Origin of the sequence: Massilia sp. YIM B02763 (assembly GCF_030412015.1) — a bacterium.
Lineage (GTDB): Bacteria > Pseudomonadota > Gammaproteobacteria > Burkholderiales > Burkholderiaceae_D > Telluria.
Window position 1 is genome coordinate 1 of sequence record NZ_JASNRD010000043.1, and the last position, 17,748, is coordinate 17,748.

12 protein-coding genes and 6 pseudogenes are annotated in these 17,748 nt (G+C 57.7%); 5 read left to right on the top strand and 13 right to left on the bottom strand.

Features of this window, described 5'->3' with window-relative positions:
• Nucleotides 1-51: 51 nt before the first annotated feature.
• From QPK32_RS26045 to QPK32_RS26055, 3 genes and pseudogenes are all read right to left on the bottom strand, one after another.
• Nucleotides 52-1,413 (bottom strand): IS110 family transposase, encoded by a 1,362-nt coding sequence (locus QPK32_RS26045; protein ID WP_290415691.1) that lies wholly within the window; start codon nucleotides 1,411-1,413, stop codon nucleotides 52-54.
• A 230-nt stretch (nucleotides 1,414-1,643) separates the two neighbouring features.
• Nucleotides 1,644-1,892: pseudogene (locus tag QPK32_RS26050) on the bottom strand (transposase); the annotation flags it as partial.
• A 341-nt stretch (nucleotides 1,893-2,233) separates the two neighbouring features.
• On the bottom strand, nucleotides 2,234-2,575 hold the full coding sequence (locus tag QPK32_RS26055; RefSeq protein ID WP_290415692.1) for a TetR/AcrR family transcriptional regulator: 342 nt from the start codon (nucleotides 2,573-2,575) through the stop codon (nucleotides 2,234-2,236).
• Nucleotides 2,576-2,842: 267 nt separating this feature from the next.
• Here QPK32_RS26055 and QPK32_RS26060 point away from each other — a divergent pair.
• Nucleotides 2,843-3,019 (top strand): annotated as a pseudogene (locus QPK32_RS26060) (IS5/IS1182 family transposase); the annotation flags it as partial.
• Nucleotides 3,020-3,045: 26 nt separating this feature from the next.
• Here QPK32_RS26060 and QPK32_RS26065 read toward each other — a convergent pair.
• The 4 genes from QPK32_RS26065 to QPK32_RS26080 form a co-directional block, all read right to left on the bottom strand.
• Entirely contained in the window at nucleotides 3,046-3,996 is a 951-nt protein-coding gene (locus QPK32_RS26065) for an IS481 family transposase (protein WP_290415693.1), read from the bottom strand.
• A gap of 541 nt (nucleotides 3,997-4,537) precedes the next feature.
• On the bottom strand, nucleotides 4,538-6,307 hold the full coding sequence (locus QPK32_RS26070) for an oleate hydratase (RefSeq protein ID WP_290415694.1): 1,770 nt from the start codon (nucleotides 6,305-6,307) through the stop codon (nucleotides 4,538-4,540).
• Between the two features lie 30 nt (nucleotides 6,308-6,337).
• Nucleotides 6,338-7,201 carry a 3-hydroxyacyl-CoA dehydrogenase gene (locus QPK32_RS26075; protein WP_290415695.1) on the bottom strand — a complete coding sequence of 288 codons (864 nt, stop codon included), beginning with the start codon at nucleotides 7,199-7,201 and terminating at the stop codon, nucleotides 6,338-6,340.
• Nucleotides 7,198-7,926, bottom strand: a complete 729-nt coding sequence (locus QPK32_RS26080; protein WP_290415696.1) for a TetR/AcrR family transcriptional regulator — start codon at nucleotides 7,924-7,926, stop codon at nucleotides 7,198-7,200. The genes QPK32_RS26075 and QPK32_RS26080 overlap by 4 nt, the downstream gene beginning before the upstream one ends.
• 78 nt (nucleotides 7,927-8,004) lie before the next feature.
• Here QPK32_RS26080 and QPK32_RS26085 point away from each other — a divergent pair.
• Nucleotides 8,005-9,902, top strand: a pseudogene (locus tag QPK32_RS26085) (heavy metal translocating P-type ATPase); the annotation flags it as partial.
• 39 nt (nucleotides 9,903-9,941) lie between these two features.
• Here QPK32_RS26085 and QPK32_RS26090 read toward each other — a convergent pair.
• Nucleotides 9,942-11,029, bottom strand: a pseudogene (locus QPK32_RS26090) (IS3 family transposase).
• 65 nt (nucleotides 11,030-11,094) lie between these two features.
• Here QPK32_RS26090 and QPK32_RS26095 point away from each other — a divergent pair.
• A pseudogene (locus tag QPK32_RS26095) lies at nucleotides 11,095-11,244 on the top strand (transposase); the annotation flags it as partial.
• Between the two features lie 265 nt (nucleotides 11,245-11,509).
• Here QPK32_RS26095 and QPK32_RS26100 read toward each other — a convergent pair.
• The 4 genes from QPK32_RS26100 to QPK32_RS26115 all read right to left on the bottom strand — a co-directional run bounded on the left by QPK32_RS26100 (nucleotide 11,510) and on the right by QPK32_RS26115 (nucleotide 16,287).
• Complete coding sequence (locus QPK32_RS26100) at nucleotides 11,510-11,830, bottom strand: hypothetical protein (RefSeq protein WP_290415697.1); 321 nt, start codon at nucleotides 11,828-11,830, stop codon at nucleotides 11,510-11,512.
• 14 nt (nucleotides 11,831-11,844) lie between these two features.
• Entirely contained in the window at nucleotides 11,845-12,006 is a 162-nt protein-coding gene (locus QPK32_RS26105; protein WP_290415698.1) for a hypothetical protein, read from the bottom strand.
• A 286-nt stretch (nucleotides 12,007-12,292) separates the two neighbouring features.
• The gene (locus QPK32_RS26110; protein ID WP_290415699.1) at nucleotides 12,293-13,732 is read right to left on the bottom strand and encodes a hypothetical protein; all 1,440 of its coding nucleotides are present in this window, start codon (nucleotides 13,730-13,732) and stop codon (nucleotides 12,293-12,295) included.
• A 107-nt stretch (nucleotides 13,733-13,839) separates the two neighbouring features.
• A complete protein-coding gene (locus QPK32_RS26115) occupies nucleotides 13,840-16,287 on the bottom strand; it encodes a membrane-bound PQQ-dependent dehydrogenase, glucose/quinate/shikimate family (RefSeq protein ID WP_290415700.1) in 2,448 nt (815 codons plus the stop codon).
• Between the two features lie 642 nt (nucleotides 16,288-16,929).
• Between QPK32_RS26115 and QPK32_RS26120 the strand changes: the two genes are divergently transcribed.
• Complete coding sequence (locus tag QPK32_RS26120; protein ID WP_290415702.1) at nucleotides 16,930-17,157, top strand: hypothetical protein; 228 nt, start codon at nucleotides 16,930-16,932, stop codon at nucleotides 17,155-17,157.
• On the opposite strand, the pseudogene QPK32_RS26125 reads toward QPK32_RS26120, so the two are convergent.
• Nucleotides 17,132-17,311, bottom strand: a pseudogene (locus QPK32_RS26125) (IS5/IS1182 family transposase); the annotation flags it as partial. The gene QPK32_RS26120 and the pseudogene QPK32_RS26125 sit on opposite strands and share 26 nt — an antisense overlap.
• A 131-nt stretch (nucleotides 17,312-17,442) precedes the next feature.
• On the opposite strand from QPK32_RS26125, the gene QPK32_RS26130 reads away from it, so the two are divergent.
• The coding region (locus QPK32_RS26130) for a transposase (protein WP_290415701.1) at nucleotides 17,443-17,748 on the top strand (306 nt) is incomplete at its 3' end.

Genomic DNA, 17,748 nt, shown 5'->3' on the forward strand with positions numbered 1-17,748 from the left:
CGTACTTGGCAGCGACTCCTGCGCAAAGTACGCCGCCGCTTCCTAAGAAACTCACCCGTTAGCTGCTGATTCCTGGGGTTGCAGAGCAAAGCCGAACTGCGCTGCACGACGGTGCAACTGCTTGATGACGCGGTCTCGATACTGCTGTTCATAGTGGTCCGCACCGGGGTCTCGATAGTCCATGCCATATCGCATCGCGTTATAGAACAGGACCGCGATCTTGCGAGCGGTAGCTGTCACTGCTTTGGCTGTGCCGATGCGTGCAGCAAGGTGCCGGTAGAACGCGCCGAGTGCGGTGTTGCTCCTCCCGACGGTGACAGCTGCAAGCCGAATCGCGACGGTGAGCCGGCTGCTTGTCTTGCGTGTATGCGCCGACAGCACCTTGCCGCCGCTGATTTTGCAGCCGGGCGACAGCGTCAGCCATGAGGTGAAATGTTTTGCGGTACGCCATCGACTGAAGTCCGTTCCACACTCGCCAATGAACCGCAGTGCCAGATAGGGACCGATGCCATGAATTTGCGTCAGATCTGTGCCGGTGAGCTGATACATTGCCGCGCGCACGTCAAACTTCGGGTCGCTTGGTAGCTTGCTGCGGTGTTTGGCTTTGGGAAGCGGCGAGGCCGGTACCGGTTTTCCAATGTTCAGACCAGCCACCGTACGCTCGATTTCCACGTCGCATTCGTCGATACATTGCTGATAAAAATCGTAGAGGGCTAGTGCCTGCTTGAGCGCGAACACATGCTCGGGCTGGTAATTGCCGACCAGGGCACCGCGGATGGTTTCCAGGCTTTCCTTACAGCGCACATCGCGCATCGCAGCCAACCTATCGGGATCACGCTCCCCGGCGACGATCGCACGAATGATTCTCATGCCCTTGACGCCGGTGATCGTGGCAATGACGAGATGAAGCTGAATATTCATGAAGGTCAGCGCCTTCTGCATGTGCTGGATATGTGCAGCAGCGTAGTCGCTATGCTTCTCGCGTGCGCGAAGGTAAGCACGCAACTCCGCAATGTCGCGGCCAGGGCGGAAACTGGCACGCAGAAGTCCGCAGGCGTGCAAGCGCTGCAACCACTGGGCATCATTGACATCGCTCTTCCGTCCGGGAACCGCACGCGCTTCGCGGGCGTTGGCCAGGATGACCTCCAGCCCGTGCGTCTCAAGCACCTCATACGCGGCAACCCAATAGACACCGGTCGATTCCATCACAACCGTTTTCGTTCCGGTCGCGACCAGCCAGTCGGCCATACGCTCCAGGTCACTGGTGAAAGCCTGAAAAGTCTGAACTGGTTCATCGCATAGGTCCGGACTGACGGCGGCGACGTGGAATCGCGAGCCGATATCGATACCGGCGGCGAATGGATGAATGATCGGCAGCCCTCTGGGCTTGGATCGGGAGCGCTCTCTGGACATGGCCACCTCCTGGAAAGTCAGGTGCAGGACGGGGGCTCGGATTTGATCAACTTCCTAAACGGGGTCGCCAGATGGCGCCGCCACAGATGAGTCCGCAGCTTCCCCTGGACCAGGTTTTTTGACGGGGTCTATGCCTCCAAAAAGCGTTCGGTCACGGTCTCTGCATGAGCCCAGTGTACTCGTCCAGAGTTTCTATTCATAAGGGCCACGGGCAACCGTGTGGGGCGGTTTTTTAGCAGATCGCGCTCCTCTTCCAGACGGCGCATCTGGGAGCGAAGCCGCAGGATCTCGCTTTTTGCTTCAACCAGCTCGGCACTTTGCTTTTCCTCCTTCGTCGGCATCACTGCCTTGACCCACTTGTACAAACTATGGGCCGACACCCCCAGCCGGGCCGCAACCTCGGGAACGGGGTAGCCCCGCTCGACGACCTGGCGAACTGCTTCTTCCTTAAATTCCGGCGTGTAACGCTGTGTGCTCATTCATTTCTCCTATGCTCAAATCATAGGTCAGAAATGTCTACCGGAGTGGGGGAAGTCCAATCATAGGTCAGAAATGTCTACCGGAGTGGGGGAAGTCCAGCCGCGAATGCCGCGGCGTCACCACCCGATTTCGCCAGGTTGTAGAGGTTGCGCTCCTGTCCCCAGGCGAACAGTCGGGCCTGCCGCCGTAGCGTGTCGGGATCACGGCACACCTGTTCCAGGTCGAGACGGCTGAGGAACAGATCCACACTGCCGACCACAGCACGACGCCACAGATCCGTCATGACGGGCAGACGGGTGGCGACCTCGACGGCCGCACAGAGAATTTCGCGGTGAGACCCCTAGGCCGCGACGACATGCCCGACACCTTCCCTGACCCTTGCCCGCACATCGGAACCTTCACGTGAAATCGCCAGTTCCAAGTTGGAAAAGATTTCAGCCAGCACCTGCTCGATCAGGGTTGCCAGCAAGGCGTCCTTGGAAGCGAAGTAGAAATAGAAATTGGGGCGGGAAACCTGGGCGCTGGCAGCCAACTCCGTGATGGACACGGAATCGAAACGACCGGCTTTCAGCGCCGCCCTGGCCACGGCCAGGATGGCTCGCTCGCGCTCATCCCCGCGGGGCGGCTGTTCGGCCCGGCGCTGGATGCGCCGTGAGGGTACTGCTGTGTTCTGGTCTGACATGCCAAGCCCGCTGCTGTTCTTTGAGAGCATTTGAGAGCATTTGAGAGCAATAATAGACGAGTGTCCATTATTAATAAACCCACGTCAAGTAAAGGTGCAGACGTGTTGCACGGTGGCATTTGCCACCACTACTCCGAGAGCGAAGGAGGGCAGTTTCTGGAACTGGTCCTGGATGCCTTCGAGCGGGGCGGGCCCAGGTGGTGCTCGCGGACGACATGCTGACCAGCCGCTACCTGCGTCTCGCTTTGACTTTGAAGTAGCCAGCCTGACAAGGCCTGCGACCTCCGAGGCTTCGTCAAAGCGTGCCGCAGCATCCATATCACGCCGCACGTGCCGCAGACCACCGAACACGTGGGAGGCGGCACCATTGAGGGACGCGCCACCCGGCATCCAGGCTACGAGGTCAGCCAGCGCAAGAGAAAGCGCATCGAGCAGTGCTTCGAATGAGGCAAGGTGATCGGCGCGATGCGCTAGGTGTGGAGTTGCAAGAGGTTGTTTCGGTTGGATAAGAGTCTGGACATCGGTGCTTTGCCGCCGATGCCCTGGTGCGGGCGGTGCCAGTTGTAGTGGTGATTCCACTGACTCAGCATATCGGTACGTTCGTCAGAGCTTTTGTAGACGAAGCCGTATGCCCATTCACGTAGTGCCGACTGGATGAAGCGTTCGGCCTTGCCGTTGGTTTGCGGCCGGTAGGGCCGTGTGTAGCGGTGCTTGATTTCCAAGGCTACGCCGACACGGCTGAAGCTCTTGGCTCGGAATGCCGAGCCGTTATCGGTCAGCAGGGCCTTGGGCTTGGCGCCCAGCGAAGAGTAATACGCATGTGCGTTTGCCAGGAAGCGACAGGCGTTCTCCTGCGACTCGTCCGGATACAGCTCGGTGTACGCGATGCGTGCGTGGTCATCGACGGCGACAAACAGGACTTCCCAGCCGGCGCCACGGCTGCGGTCACGGCGATCGCCGGTAGCGCGGTGTCCGGTCTTTTCGATACGCCCCAGCTTTTTGGTATCGATGTGAATCAAGTCGCCGGGTCGCTCGTGTTCATAGCGCTGCACTGGTTCGGCCGGCTCCAAGTCGGATAGACGCGCCAGGCCGGCACGGGTCAGCACCCGGCTCACCGTCGCCTTCGATAGCGACAGATACTCGGCAATGCGCGCTTGCGTCATGCGCTTCCTGCGCAGCTCTACGATGGTCAGCGCTTTTGCGCCATCGATGGCACGTGGGCTGCAGGCTGGGCGCGACGATCGGTCGGCCAGGGCCGCGCATCCTTCGGCCAGGAAGCGGCCGACCCATTTGCGAACTGTGGCGCTACTCACGCCATACAGCTGGGCGGCTTGAGCGGCTGGCAGGCCGCCGTTGAGGACGTCTTCGACCATTTCGACTCGACGGATGAAGGTCAATCGGGCATTCTTATGGATGTTCATTCGGTTGGTTTTCTTGAGAACTGGGGGTTTGGCGATTTCCAGTTTCTCAAATCCAATCCGAATGAACCAGAACAACCTATTGAAACATCACACCTAGGCCGACTATCTGTTGACGCTGGTCGCCGCGGCCTCCAGCCTGAAGTCCTTTGGACCTTGGCACAGGTACGTGCGCAGTGCACCAAATCGCCGAAATCGCCTTGCGACCTCGTGAACGACTGCGTTCGCCCCGGCTGTGCGCCCTTCTGATCAGGCGCAAGGTCGGGCGACTGAGCTGAACCGAATCTCAAGGCCACCGCGCATGTTGATCGGCGGTATTTCAACGGCCTGCTAACCCAAAAAGCTGGGTGCCACGCAATGCTGCTGCCTCTGCGGCCGGGGGTGACACATCCACGCGTTGCAGCGGAAAGCCCAGGCGGGCCGCAGCGGGCACGGACGGTTTGCCGTCGTCGTATCCTGACGGCAAAAGCGCAGCCGAGGGGCTGCGCTCTTGCTTTTGGACGGGGTGGCCCGTTCATTGGGCTGCCCACGTGCTGCGGGCAGTTTAATCCTCCGGCACCAGGCCGTTTTCCCGCAGCAGCGCACCGATCTGGGTGCTGTCGAGTTTCTTCAGCAGGCGGTCGCGCAGGAATGCAGGGATACCGGCACCCACGGGTTTGCCGTCGCGCAAGGTATGCACCGCCGCCAGCAAGGTGCGGATGTCGTAGGTGGAATTGAAGACTTCCGGCACGCCGCGTTCGACGTTCAGCAGGGTGTAGACCGCCTCCATCGGCGTGCGCACCGAATACTCCGTGGTGAAGATGCAGTCCCGCTGCTTCGACTCCGCGAACTGGCCGATGAAGGCGAAATTGACCGCGCCCTGCGGCACCACGTCCGGCCGATCGCCCGCCTGGCGCGGCATGAAGAAGGCGGTGATGTAGGGCATCATCGTCGGGACGGTTCTGGCGCCGGTCGCCGCAAGTGCCGGGATGTCCTGGACCGGCACGCCGAGGTGATACAGCCATTCCTGAGTGATTTCTTCACCCGTGCATTCCTGCATCGGCTTCTTCACATAGTCGCCGGGCCTGTCGACGAAGAGCGCGTAGAACCAGGCGATCATCTGATCCTTCGGCTGCTTCTTGAAATGCGGCTGCCGGTGCACCGTCCAGCTCAACAGCCAGCTTGAATCCTTCACCGTCACGATACCGGCAGAGACGACCTTGCCGGTGAACGGGTTGCGCTTCGTGATCTTCTCCACCTGTTGCGCAATGCGCGGGTCGAAGGCGGTGATCGACGCGGAAGCCCACTTGGTCTCGGGAATATGTGCGCCGAACACGTCGGGACGGCCGAACGAGGGGTCCTTGGCAGCAATGCGGCGCCACAGATCCCAGGCCGGTGCCGGGCCGTCCTTCAGCTTGGCCGGCGTGTGATGATCGCCATTGTCGGAATTCTCGGTCAACGATCCGATGGTGACGAAGACGAGATCGTCGGGCCCGAGATCGACACCACCTTGCACGCCGTTTTCGATCCAGTGAATGCGGGTCGCCTGCTTGCGGTGCGGCTGGATGTCGAAATCGACATCGGTGACCTCGACGCCGTAGCGGAACTGGACACCCTGGTCCGTCAGCCATTTGACCAGCGGCAGGACCATCGATTCATACTGGTTGTACCGGTTGAATTTCAGCGACGAGAAGTCCGCCAGACCGGCGATGTGATGGATGAAACGGTGGAGATAAAGCTTCATCTCCAGGGCGGAATGCCATTCCTCGAAGGCGAACATCGTGCGCCAGTAGAGCCAGAAATTGCTCTTGAGGAAATCCTCGCCGAAGACCTCGTTGATCCGCTTGTTCTCCATCTCCTCGCGCGTCGCCAGGAAGACGGAGATCAGCTCTTTCTGCGCTTTGTCGTTCAGCGTCAACAGCGCCTTGTCAGGCACGTCCTGCCCCTGGTTCTGCGTCGTGCGCTGGAGCGAGATGTTCGGGTCGTCCTTGTTGAGGCGGTAGAACTCGTCGAGGACGCTGGCGTTTTCGACCTCCAACGACGGGATCGACCGATAGAGATCCCACAGACACTCGAAATGCTCCTCCATCTCGCGGCCGCCGCGGATGACGAAGCCCTTTTCGGGCACGTCGAGACCGTCGAGCGCGCCACCCGGAATGGCCAATTCCTCGAGGATGGTGATCTTCTCGCCCGCGACACCGCCGTCCCGGATGAGGAAGGCGGCGCCGGCCAGCCCGGCGAGCCCCGAGCCCACGAACCAGGCCGTCTTGCTGTCCGCGCCCTCGGGTTTGCGGGGACGGACGAAGGCCTCATAGTTTCCACTGCTGTAGTGCATGACGATCTCCTATTCTTGGGTGCTGATTGATCAACGGGCAGATTTGTAGCTGTAGAAACCCTCGCCGCTGGCGATGCCCAGCTTGCCCTTGTCGATGTAGTTCTCCTTCAGCCATGCGGCGAGCTGCCGGGTGTGCTCATCGCCGTGGGAGAGGATGTTGTAGGGCGTGGTCAGGCCGATGACGTCGTAGATCTGGAACGGCCCCAGCGGCGCGCCGGTGGCGATGCGCCAGACCTTGTCGACGTCGTGTGGGTCGGCATAACCGCCGGCCGCCAGTTCGGCCGCCGCGTTGAGCAGCGGCACCAGCAGCGAGTTGAGCACGTAGCCGGCCTTCTCCTTGCGTACCGGGATCGGCACCATGCCGATCGCGGCGGCGAAGGCGACCACCGCATCGAACACGGCCGGGTCGGTGTCCGCTGTGCCCATCACCTCGGCGGTATTGAACTTCCAGATCTGGTTGGCGAAGTGCAGTGCCAGGAAGCGGTCCGGCCGGCCGGTGGAATCCTTGATCTCGCTCGGCAGCAGGGTCGAGGAGTTGGTGGCGAAGATGGTCCTGGCGGGGGCCAGCGTGGCGAGTTTTTGGTAGGTCTGCCGCTTGAGCTCAAGCACTTCAGGGATCGCCTCGATCACCAGGTCGGCCTCGGCTACGGCCGCGCCCAGGTCGGTGAAGGTGACGATGCGCGCCAGCGCCGCGTCGGTCTTGGCGCTGTCCGCGCCGGGTACGTCCTTCGCGTAGGTCGCAGCCAGGCCAGCGAAACGCTGCCGGGCCTGTTCCAGGGCCGCCTCGCCGATGTCGTAGGCGCTGACGTCGAAGCCGCTGTAGGCCGCCTGAAAGGCGATCTGCGCACCCAGCACACCGGTGCCCAGTACCGTCACCTTGCTGATGGTATTCATCGTGTCGCTCCTGTGGGTGAATGTCGCTTCCGTCTCGACGCCGGGATGCCCGCTGTCAGGCCGGCCAGATAGCCGTCCACGATCTGCCGGATCTGCGCACGCAGGTCCTCCATCGGGGAGTGGCCGGGATGCGCGCCGGTCGAGGCGCGCGAGACCGCCAAGTGCGCCGCCGCGAACACCGAGATGCTGGCCAAGCGGGCCGCATCCGGCTGCGGGGGGCAGTCCGATCGCTCCGCGTGCGCGGTCAGACGCGCGGCGATGGCCGCCTCCAGATCGGCGAAGAGCGCCAGGCCTTCCAGCCGATACTTCTCCGTGGGCGAGCCGAACATCACCTGGCGTTGATAGACCGCCAAGTTCTCGGCATGCAGGCGCCCCAGTTCCAGGATCGGCGCCACCATCGCCACGACGCTGTCCACCAGGTCCGGCAAGCGACCGGCCCGCTCGGCGCCCTGTGCCAGCGCGATGCGCAGTTCCTGGTTGTAGACCATCAGCAGCAGCGCGTCCTTGGACGCGGCATAGCGAAACAGCGTGCCGGCCGCGATGTCGGCGCGCTCGGACACTGCCTGCGTGGTCACCCCGCCGAAGCCGCGCTCGGCGAACAGGTGCGCGGCCGCGTGAAAGATACGTGCATGCTTGTCGGGGATGTTGCGCTCGCGCCGGCGCGGGACAGCAGGTGCGCCTAGAGCTTTGACCACGGGGAGCCCCTTCTTAATGACTGTACTCATTAAAGACTATACTGCATCCGACTCCACGGCGCCACATATCCTCAAAGCGACGCGTGGCGAAAATTCCCCGGAGCTTCCATGAACGCACCCATGCATTGCGCCTCCGACCACCCTGCTAGTGGTGCCGGCCAATCCACGGCATCGGAGGTGTCGGGGCCCAATGTCGGCACGAGCGGGAAAATGCGCGATCCCATCTGCGGCATGGACGTCTCCGCAATGTCCGCGCACCGCAGCGAATACACAGGGCGCAGTTACGTGTTCTGCAGCGCGCGGTGCAAGGCAAAATTCGATGCCGAGCCCGACAAGTATGCGGATGAGGCCGCTGCGTCTTCGTCATCGCCGGCATCGGCTGCGCCCCCTCATCCAGCTTGCGCTGTGCATCCGCACGCGGATCATTCGGCGGCGACGCAAGCATCGGCTGCTCCTGCGCCCGCCGGCACGGTTTATACCTGCCCGATGCACTCGGAAATCCGTCAGGACCATCCGGGTGCCTGTCCCAAATGCGGCATGGCGCTGGAGCCGGTGTTGCCGAACCTTGAAGACGACGACAACCCGGAGTTGCGGGCATTCACCCGGCGCTTCTGGTGGACCCTGCCGTTGTCGGTGGCGGTGATGCTGCTGGCCATGTTCGGGCATCGGCTGCACCTGTTCGCCATGGCCACCCAGAGTTGGGTGGAACTGCTGCTGGCGTTGCCCGTGGTGTTGTGGGCCGGCGCGCCGTTCTTCGCCCGCGCCTGGCAGTCGCTGCGCAACCGCAGCCCCAACATGTGGACGTTGATTGGCCTGGGCACCGGCGCGGCCTTCGTCTACAGCCTGGTTGCCACGCTGGCGCCGGGCGCGTTCCCGGCGTTCTTCCAGTCGATGGGCCGGGTCAACGTCTATTTTGAGGCGGCAGCGGTCATCATCTCGTTGACGCTGCTGGGGCAGATGCTCGAATTGCGCGCACGCTCGCAGACCTCGGCGGCGCTCAAATCGCTGCTGGGCCTCTCACCCAAGACCGCCCGGCGCGTGCGCGAGGACGGCGGCGAGGAGGACATCCCGCTGACCCACGTCCACGTGGGCTACCGCATGCGCGTGCGGCCCGGCGAGAAGGTGCCGGTGGACGGGGTGGTGCTCGACGGCGGCAGCGCGGTCGACGAGTCCATGCTCACCGGAGAGCCGCTGCCGGTGAGCAAACGTCCGGGCGACCGCCTGATCGGCGCCACCCTCAACACCAACGGCGGGTTGCTGATGCGCTGCGAGCGGGTCGGCGCCGACACGGTGCTGTCGCAGATCGTGCAACTGGTCGCCCAGGCACAGCGCTCGCGTGCGCCGCTGCAACGCATGGCCGACGGGGTGGCCGGCTGGTTCGTGCTCGCGGTGGTGGCGGTGGCGGTGCTGACGTTCTTCGCCTGGGGCCTGTTCGGCCCGGCGCAGGGCTGGGTGTTCGGCCTGATCAACGCGGTGGCGGTGCTGATCATCGCCTGCCCGTGCGCGCTGGGCCTGGCCACGCCGATGTCGATCATGGTGGCGACCGGGCGCGGCGCCACCGCCGGCATCCTGTTCCGCGACGCGGCGGCGATCGAGAACCTGCGCAAGGTGGACACGCTGATCGTCGACAAGACCGGCACCCTGACCGAGGGCCGCCCGGCCTTCGAGCGGGCCATTCCCGCCGCGGGCTTCGATGCCGACGAAGTGTTGCGCCTGGCCGCCAGCCTGGACCAGGGCAGCGAGCATCTGCTGGCTGACGCCATCGTGCGCCAGGCGCGCACGCAGGGCCTGGCGCTGGACACGGTGCAGGACTTCGAGTCCGGTTCGGGCATCGGCGTGCGCGGCCGCATCGGCGAGCGCGTGCTGGCACTGGGAAACACCGCGCTGATGGCACAGGCCGGCGTGGCGGTCGAGCCCCTGGCGGCGCCAGCGTCATGTACTTGGCGGTGGACGGTGTGCTGGCCGGGCTGCTGGCGGTGTCCGATCCGATGAAGGCCAGCTCACCCGGTAATTCCCCCATTTTTAGAGCTCGCTAAAAGTAGAGGTTAAGCGGCAAGGGCAAGTTTCTGTTTTGGTGTAATGCCGCCGAGTCCCATGTTGGGCCGGTCGTGATTGTAGGTCTACAGCCAGCGGGTGGCAAATTCCTGGATCTGGTCGAGCGTTTCAAAGAGGTGGTGAGCCAGCCAGTCGTAGCGCACGGTCCTGTTGTAACGCTCGACGTAGGCGTTTTGCTGAGGCTGACCTGGCTGAATGAAGTCGATGCGGATGCCTCGTCTTGCAGCCCAAGCCAAGGTCACGGCGCTGATGTATTCCGGCCCGTTATCGCAACGGATCGCATCCGGTTTTCCGCGCCATTCGATGATCCGGTCCAGCGACCTGATGACGCGTTCGGATGGCAGCGAGAAATCGACCTCGATCCCCAAGCCTTCCCGATTGAAGTCATCGATGACGTTGAACAGGCGGATGCTGCGGCCGTCGGCGAGCTGGTCATGCATGAAGTCCATCGACCAGCTCTGGTTGATCGCTGTCGGGACGGCCAATGGCAGTGGTTTCTCGCGTACCAGGCGGTGGCGCGGCTTGATTCTCAGATTCAGCTCGAGTTCGCGATAAATCCTGTAGACGCGCTTGTGGTTCCACTTGAAGTCTTTGACGTTGCGCAGGTACAGGAAGCACAGCCCGAAGCCCCAGTTGCGCTGGTTGTTCGTCAGCCGCACCAGCCAATCGGCGATGACGTCATTTTCCGCGTCCAGCTTGGCCTTGTAGCGGTAGCAGGTCTGGCTGATTCCAAACGCCCGGCATGCCAGGTTAATCGTGGCAGACCGCTGCGCCACCGCCCACTGCGCCATCTCTCGCCGCTGAGATGGCGCTACCACTTTTTTGTCAACGCCTCGGCGACGATCTCGGCCTTGAGACGCTCCTCGGCATACATCTTCTTCAGGCGCCGATTCTCGTCCTCGAGTTCCTTCATGCGTGCCATGAGCGACGCGTCCATGCCGCCGTACTTGGCGCGCCACTTATAGAACGTGGCGTTGCTGATGCCGTGCTCGCGGCACAGCTCCGGGACAGGGCTACCAGCTTCGGCTTGCTTGAGGATGGTGATGATCTGGCTGTCGGTAAAGCGGGACGTCTTCATGTAGAGCTTTCTGTTAAGTAGAAAATTCTACTTCTAAACGCGCTCTTTTTGCGGGGAGATTACCGGGGACCATCGTCGACGCGACCTTGATCGCGGCGGCGCCATCGACCAAGAACCGAGACGAGAAGCGCGATCCGGAAATGCACCAGTCGAAGAAAGGCAAGAACTGGTTCTTCGGTATGAAGGCCCATATCGGCGTCGATGCCAAATCGGGTTCAGGTATCGCAAGACGCGTTATCGCGGCCTGGCTAAGAACACAGCGCAGCTGCACACCTTGTTCGCGTTCGCGAACTTGGTATTGGCTGGCCGGATCTTTGGGAGCGCGCACGCCCGAACTCCGTCTTGAGTGCGCAAATGCATGCCACAGCAGGCAAAAACGAGCCTGACGTCCAAGCTGGAGCGCGAAAAATAACTGATCTCGACGACACTTCGGTCTGACACCGACTTTGTCACGTCGAAAGGGCCGAAGAATCTATTTATTCAGCGCTTCCCTAGACGCTGAATTGTATCCGGCGCATTTGCATTGGCCTCGAGAATAGAAAGCATTACTTTATATTTCGGCAACGTACCGAAAGCAAGTGCGGGAAAATTTACCATCAGAAAATCTTGATGAAAGCCGTCGATCGAAGGGGTCAGACGTTGTCCCTCAACACCGAGAGCCTTAACAGCAAAACCACGCGGAGCAGGAACTTTATCAGAATGAATATCGCCCGGCGACGATGAGAGGCGCGCAACAACTTGTAGTGTGCGGGGCTCGGAAAATATGCCTTGACGCAACTCTTCTGGCAGTCCTGAATGCACGACTAATTCTCCTTTCAAATTCCATTCGACTTGGCGTGCGCATCGCGCAGCGCATGACGATGACGTTCGAAAGCGCATCGCGCAGACGCCGCCATTTGCTCGACGATGTCATGCGTCAGCTTCATTTCTTCCTCGTCAACAACTTCAATATCGGCAGTGAATTCGATAGGGTACATAATAACCTTGAAGTTTAAGTACATTCCACGTTAAAAAGCAGCCACACTTTATGATAGACGCCTCGCCAAGGAAACATAAAAATCACTCCCTTAATGCATGCAACTCCCCGCAAGGATTAACTGCTAGGCAGCATAAGAAAATCGAAGCATTGAAAATGCGTTCTATTAAAAAAGTGAAATTTTTAAAAATGGAAGACTTTAATTAAATTACTTACTTTACGCATGGAACAACAAGTCAGCTGTGGAATTGACCATTGAAACATTTTTCAAAGACATACTGAAATTTTTAGCTGTCGAAATGAAAGAAATAGCAATCGTCAATTACGGTAATAGGGCCCACTGGTAGCTTCGCAGGATGCGGGTCAGATACTTTCTCGAAGCGCACATCAGTCGAATGGATTTTGCGCAAGATAGTTGATATAAAATTGATAGTGAACAGTTCGCCGGGGCAGCGACGGTATCCGAAACCGAACGGCGCATAACCTGGCGTATCGGGAACCGGCGTGGTGACGCCGTTCACCGTCGCGTAAACCGCGCCGAAGACGCTGTTTTCAATTGTGCCATTACGGCCATCGCGCAAAGATCGCGATTTCTTTGCGAACGGGCATTCATGTAACCCGGCACTTTGTGCGGAAGCGTCAGCGTGTTCCGACGTTAATGGAACATCCATATAACGGTCAGGGTTGAACACTTGGGGGTCAGACCAATGGAGCAAATTGTTGTTCGATGTAGGATGTACTGTCAGCAAGCCGTTATAACCTTGTCCGCTGATACTTTGACGCGCATTGGACACCGAATAGCTACCACCATTTGGTGAGATCACGCGAAACAATTCCATTGTGAAGCGCTCTAGCGCAGAGAAAGATGAACCATCACGCCGATCAGGATCAGACATCGTTCGCTGGAAAGCTTCCCGTATAGCCTGGTCTCCGTCACTTTCAGATAGTCGCGCGACGATGTTAAATAACGTGTTACCCCACTGGCTAAACGCAAGAAAATTATGGAAACATTCGAAGACGATATCTTTACGTCGAAAATTTTCCTTGAACTCTCCGTTTTTTATCCATTGATAAACAATTGTTTTTTCGTGGCCATTAATTCGACCTTGAACAATATCTTCAATCCGCGCATCAACCCAATCGCGTAGAAACGGACGTAGCTTACGTACCTTCATGTAGCTTTCATATACGATGTCCGATGTGGGAAACCAGAAGCCAATGACAGTATTGAAGGCCTTGCCAATCTCGCGAATCTCGTCTGGGATATCATTATCAGCCACACCTAAGTGCAAACTCCAATAAAGATCAAAGTACCTATCATAATAGGTCTGCATGAGTGGTTTACCAACATTTCCTTCCGCAAATAAATTTTCAGCAAACGACGAAAATTTAGGCTGGTAGTTCTCTTTAACAAGATCAGCAGTAAATGCAGAATAGTAGATTCGCTTGCGCTCGTTATCGGGGCCTCGATTCTCATATCCTTGCAGAAAAACGGAGAGCCCCTCTTCTTCCATATTTGGCACCCAGTTTTCGTAAAGCATGCCAAAAATATGCGGTGGAATTGCTTTCTCCTTACTCAACTCCAAATCAATCAACGGTAGCATCGGCTTTTCAGCGGTGACAATCGAGCCAGCCATAAATGGTTTTACCGCATGCTCGACGTAATCTGGATCGAAATGTGGTGGCAGGAAATTAATGGCATGTTGCTCTAATTTCGGCACGAACATTATCTTACTCCTCAATATTGTGAGTCGACTTAAAATTAATATAACCACCCACTGACTAAAACCGAAAAATAATATCAGCGTTTTCAAAAGATAAATCTGATGACTCGCTATTTTTTTTCCGGCAACGCATAGGCGATAAGTGAGTCCCCCGAGGGGGTCATCATGAAATGATGACCCCCAGCCATGATTACGAGATATTGTTTTCCGTTTTGCTCATAGACAATTGGCGTTGCCTGCCCTCCGGCCGGAAGGGTATCGCTCCATACGATATCTCCGGTCTTAATATCTATTGCCTTAATTAGATTATCGGTTGCCGCAGCAATGAAAATAAGACCGCCAGCTGTTACAACTGGGCCACCATTATTCGGAGTGCCAATTTGGAGTGGAATTAAGGAAGGAATACCAAATGGCCCATTACGTCTTGCCGAGCCGTATGGGCGGTCCCAGAGCGTCCGACCAGTGGCAAGTTCGATCGCACGGATGCCACCATATGGTGGACGCTTGCACAACACGCCGGTAGGCATCTGCCAACCTGCATTGACTAATATACCAAATGGAGTACCTGTCTGCGCACCTGCGCCCTCTGCCCCCGAAGCGCTACCCGCTGCACGCGGATCTCCTGCTGGAAATAGATCCAGTGCATTTGCCTTATCACGATTTATAAGCATGTTGTAATTTGGCATGTCATTGTAGTTCGCAATGATTATTCCGCGACGCGGATCGACCGCAACGCTGCCCCAGTCAGATCCACCGTTATACCCCGGGTATTCAATAGTGCGGCGATTAACTTCGGGCGGGGTATATGGACCTTCATATCGTGCACGCCTAAAATTGATTCGGCAAATCATTTGGTCAATTGGCGAAATACCCCACATATCTTTCTCGCGAAGCTCAGCTTTGCGCAGAGTGTGGTAAAGCGAGAAAGGCTGTGTCTTGGAACGCTGGTCTGGCTCGGCCCCGCCCTGCGGCACCGAGCGCTCGTCGACCCTGTGCAACGGCTTGCCGGTCAAGCGATCTAGCACAAAAACATCGCCAGTTTTACTAGGCAAAACAATTGCCGGCAATCTACCATTCGCCGTAGGGAATTCCACTAGCGTGGGCTGCGAGCCGAGATCGTAGTCCCAGACATCATTGTGCACTGTTTGGTAGACCCAACGCGGCTTACCAGTTACTACGTCAAGTGCGACGAGTGACGAACTATATTTCTTTTCCTCGGCCGAGCGAAGAGAACTAAAATAGTCAGCAGCTGAGTTTCCCATTGGCAGATATACCAACCCTAGCTTTTCGTCACCGACCGCCGTAGTCCACATGTTTGGTGTGCCGAACGAATACGGTTTTCCGATAGGAGGTAATTTGGTGACCTCGGGTTGATTGATGTCCCAAGCAAAGCGCAGCTCACCGCTTATGGCGTCATATCCCCTGATTACACCGGAGGCTGCCCAGCGACGCTGCCCATCAAGCACTTGGTGGCCGGTAACAACAATCCCTCGCACGATAACTGGTGGCGCTGTAATGGCGGCTGTACCAGGAATGACCGGCGTGACAGCACCTGTCGCGCTATCCTTCTGCGCCAGTCCTACTTTGAGATCGGCGGCGCCGTTGGTTCCGAAGTCTTTGCAAAGCTGGCCAGATTTTGCGTCAACCGCGATTAAACGCATGTCGAGAGTGCCTTCGATAATGCGTTCTGCGCAAGCTTGGCCAGCCATAGCCTTCGGGTTTTTATAATACGTGACGCCGCGGCATGCCGCTGTATAGGGAATCCAGTTCTGTGGTACTTGCGGATCGTACATCCAGAGCTTTTTTCCGGTAGCAGCATCAAGAGCAAAAATTTTGTTCATCGGCGTACAGCCATATAATGCATTGCCAATTTTAAGAGGCGTAAGCTCCGATCCGTACTTTCCTGGAATATCGCCGGTATGAAACGTCCAGACCCGCTTCAGATCCTTCACGTTTGCTGCAGTAATCTGGGTAGACGCCGAATAGCGTTGAGCACTTTCGCCAGCGCCATAAGCGTTCCACTCGCCTTTTACCGGCGCATATGACGCATCCTCGTAAATAGCACCGGCTTGAATCGCAGGCAATTGACTTGGTGCCGGGTACCGATTGAACGCCGGAACAAGAACTGCAAGTACTACGACGAAGACTGCAACAGCGTATAGACCCAACCGGCGTTGCAATTTTCCGTTTGGCGCACCCAGCGCTGGTATAAGCAGAACAGTAAGAACGAAAAGAACAAACGGTACAGCTAGGCGCGGCGCCAATTCCCAGCCGGACAGACCAACTTCCCAAAATGTCCACAGAAGCGTAAACGCAAACGCCGCACTATAGACATAGAACCCGACAATTTTTCTTTTGATCGTCAAATATCCTGCTACCGAAAAAAGCGCTCCAGCGACAATGTAATAGAAGCTGCCCCCTAATATCAACAAATATGCTCCGCCCACAAAAAGAGCCAGGCCCATTGCAAGAATAACGAGGCCAAGTAGAATTGACATCAAAGTATGGTGCTTGTATTCGACGTTTGGATCGGCTGCGGAATCTAATTGAAGAGTCATTCAAACTCCATTAAAGGAAAAAGTGTCAATGGAAATAGTTCGAGTTGATGCAAGCGTTGTACAACTGAGTGGCACAACCTTCACACGTATCAGCGAATCTCAATGAAGCAACTGTTTGCGCAGGGATGATTTTAAGGCATAAAAATTTAGCACGAAAAATTTTTAGAGGAATTGCTCTACTTTGTCACAAATTTAATGAAAACTTGCCTAGATTAAATTTCTGTTCTTCTCGGAATTTGGTTCTATATTGAAAGACTTCATTTTGTTGCCATAATAATGTAGCGTGACAACCTTTTCTTGAATCAGGTGCCTGGGTTCATGGCGGATAAGGATTGCGCCGATCGTCATGCTCTGAAGCTCTGAAGCCCCAGACGCTAGCTGTATTATGTGTATGTCCGCCGCGTGCCCTGTTGTGTCGATTGATCCAGGCATTCGGACTTCACACGCCCGCTCGACGTTTGCGCCCATGTTCGTCTCGTTGTCATCGTGACGTCTCCGGCCCGACGAGACGGCGTGCGAGCTTTACGACGTCTTGCAATATGTTCTATCCTTTAGATAATGCGCTCGCCTGCTTAGGGAGCCCATAGCGCACGAGGACTAAACTTTTATGATTTGGGTCAGTTTAATGATTTGAAAAGCTTGATGATGAACTTAAATAATTTTGCGCGTGGGCCTGCGAGCACGCGCCTGCTGTTCGATTTCGGCTGCGAGCGCGGCCTTCCATCCGTTAAGTTGCTAGCAGGAAGCGGATTGTCTCAAGCCCAGCTGGCCGACCCCGATGTGCAGCTGACGGCATCGCAGAGGCTGCATGTCGCAAAAAACCTCTTACAGGGTGTAGACGAAATCAAACTTGATGGGCAAGTCTATTGAGTAGCATACGCGCCTCGGCCAGCCATACCCAAGCGGCCAAGACATCCAGCTTGCGGTCGTGATGCATGACCGTGCGGCGCCAGCGTTCCGTCCAGGCGTGGGTACGCTCGACCATCCAGCGCTTTGGCAAGATCACAAAGCCTGCGTTCACTACGGGGCTTGCTCTGGCGCTGCCTTCGTGTCATGTAGGATTCCGATCGTGCCGTTACTTGGGCGGCGGAGAACTGAGGTACTCTGATTTTTTCGGACACTCTTGTTTGGTAAAGTTCGCCAACAGGAGCCTTTATGAAGATATTGAAGAAGACGTACACACCGGAACTCAAGGAAGAAGCCGTGAAGCTGGTCCTGGCGCAGGGCCTGTCCATTGAGCAGGCAGCAGCACGAGTAAGCATCCCAAAAGGGACGCTGGCCAATTGGGTAGCTGCAGCCAAACGCGGACCAGCCGCACAGACAGCACCTGGAAGCCGCTCCGTTGTCGAGCTGGAGGTGGAGAACGCAAAGCTGCGAAAGCAGCTGGCCCAGGTAGAAATGGAGCGGGACATTGTAAAAAAAGCGGCGGCGTACTTTGCGCAGGAGTCGCTGCCAAGTACG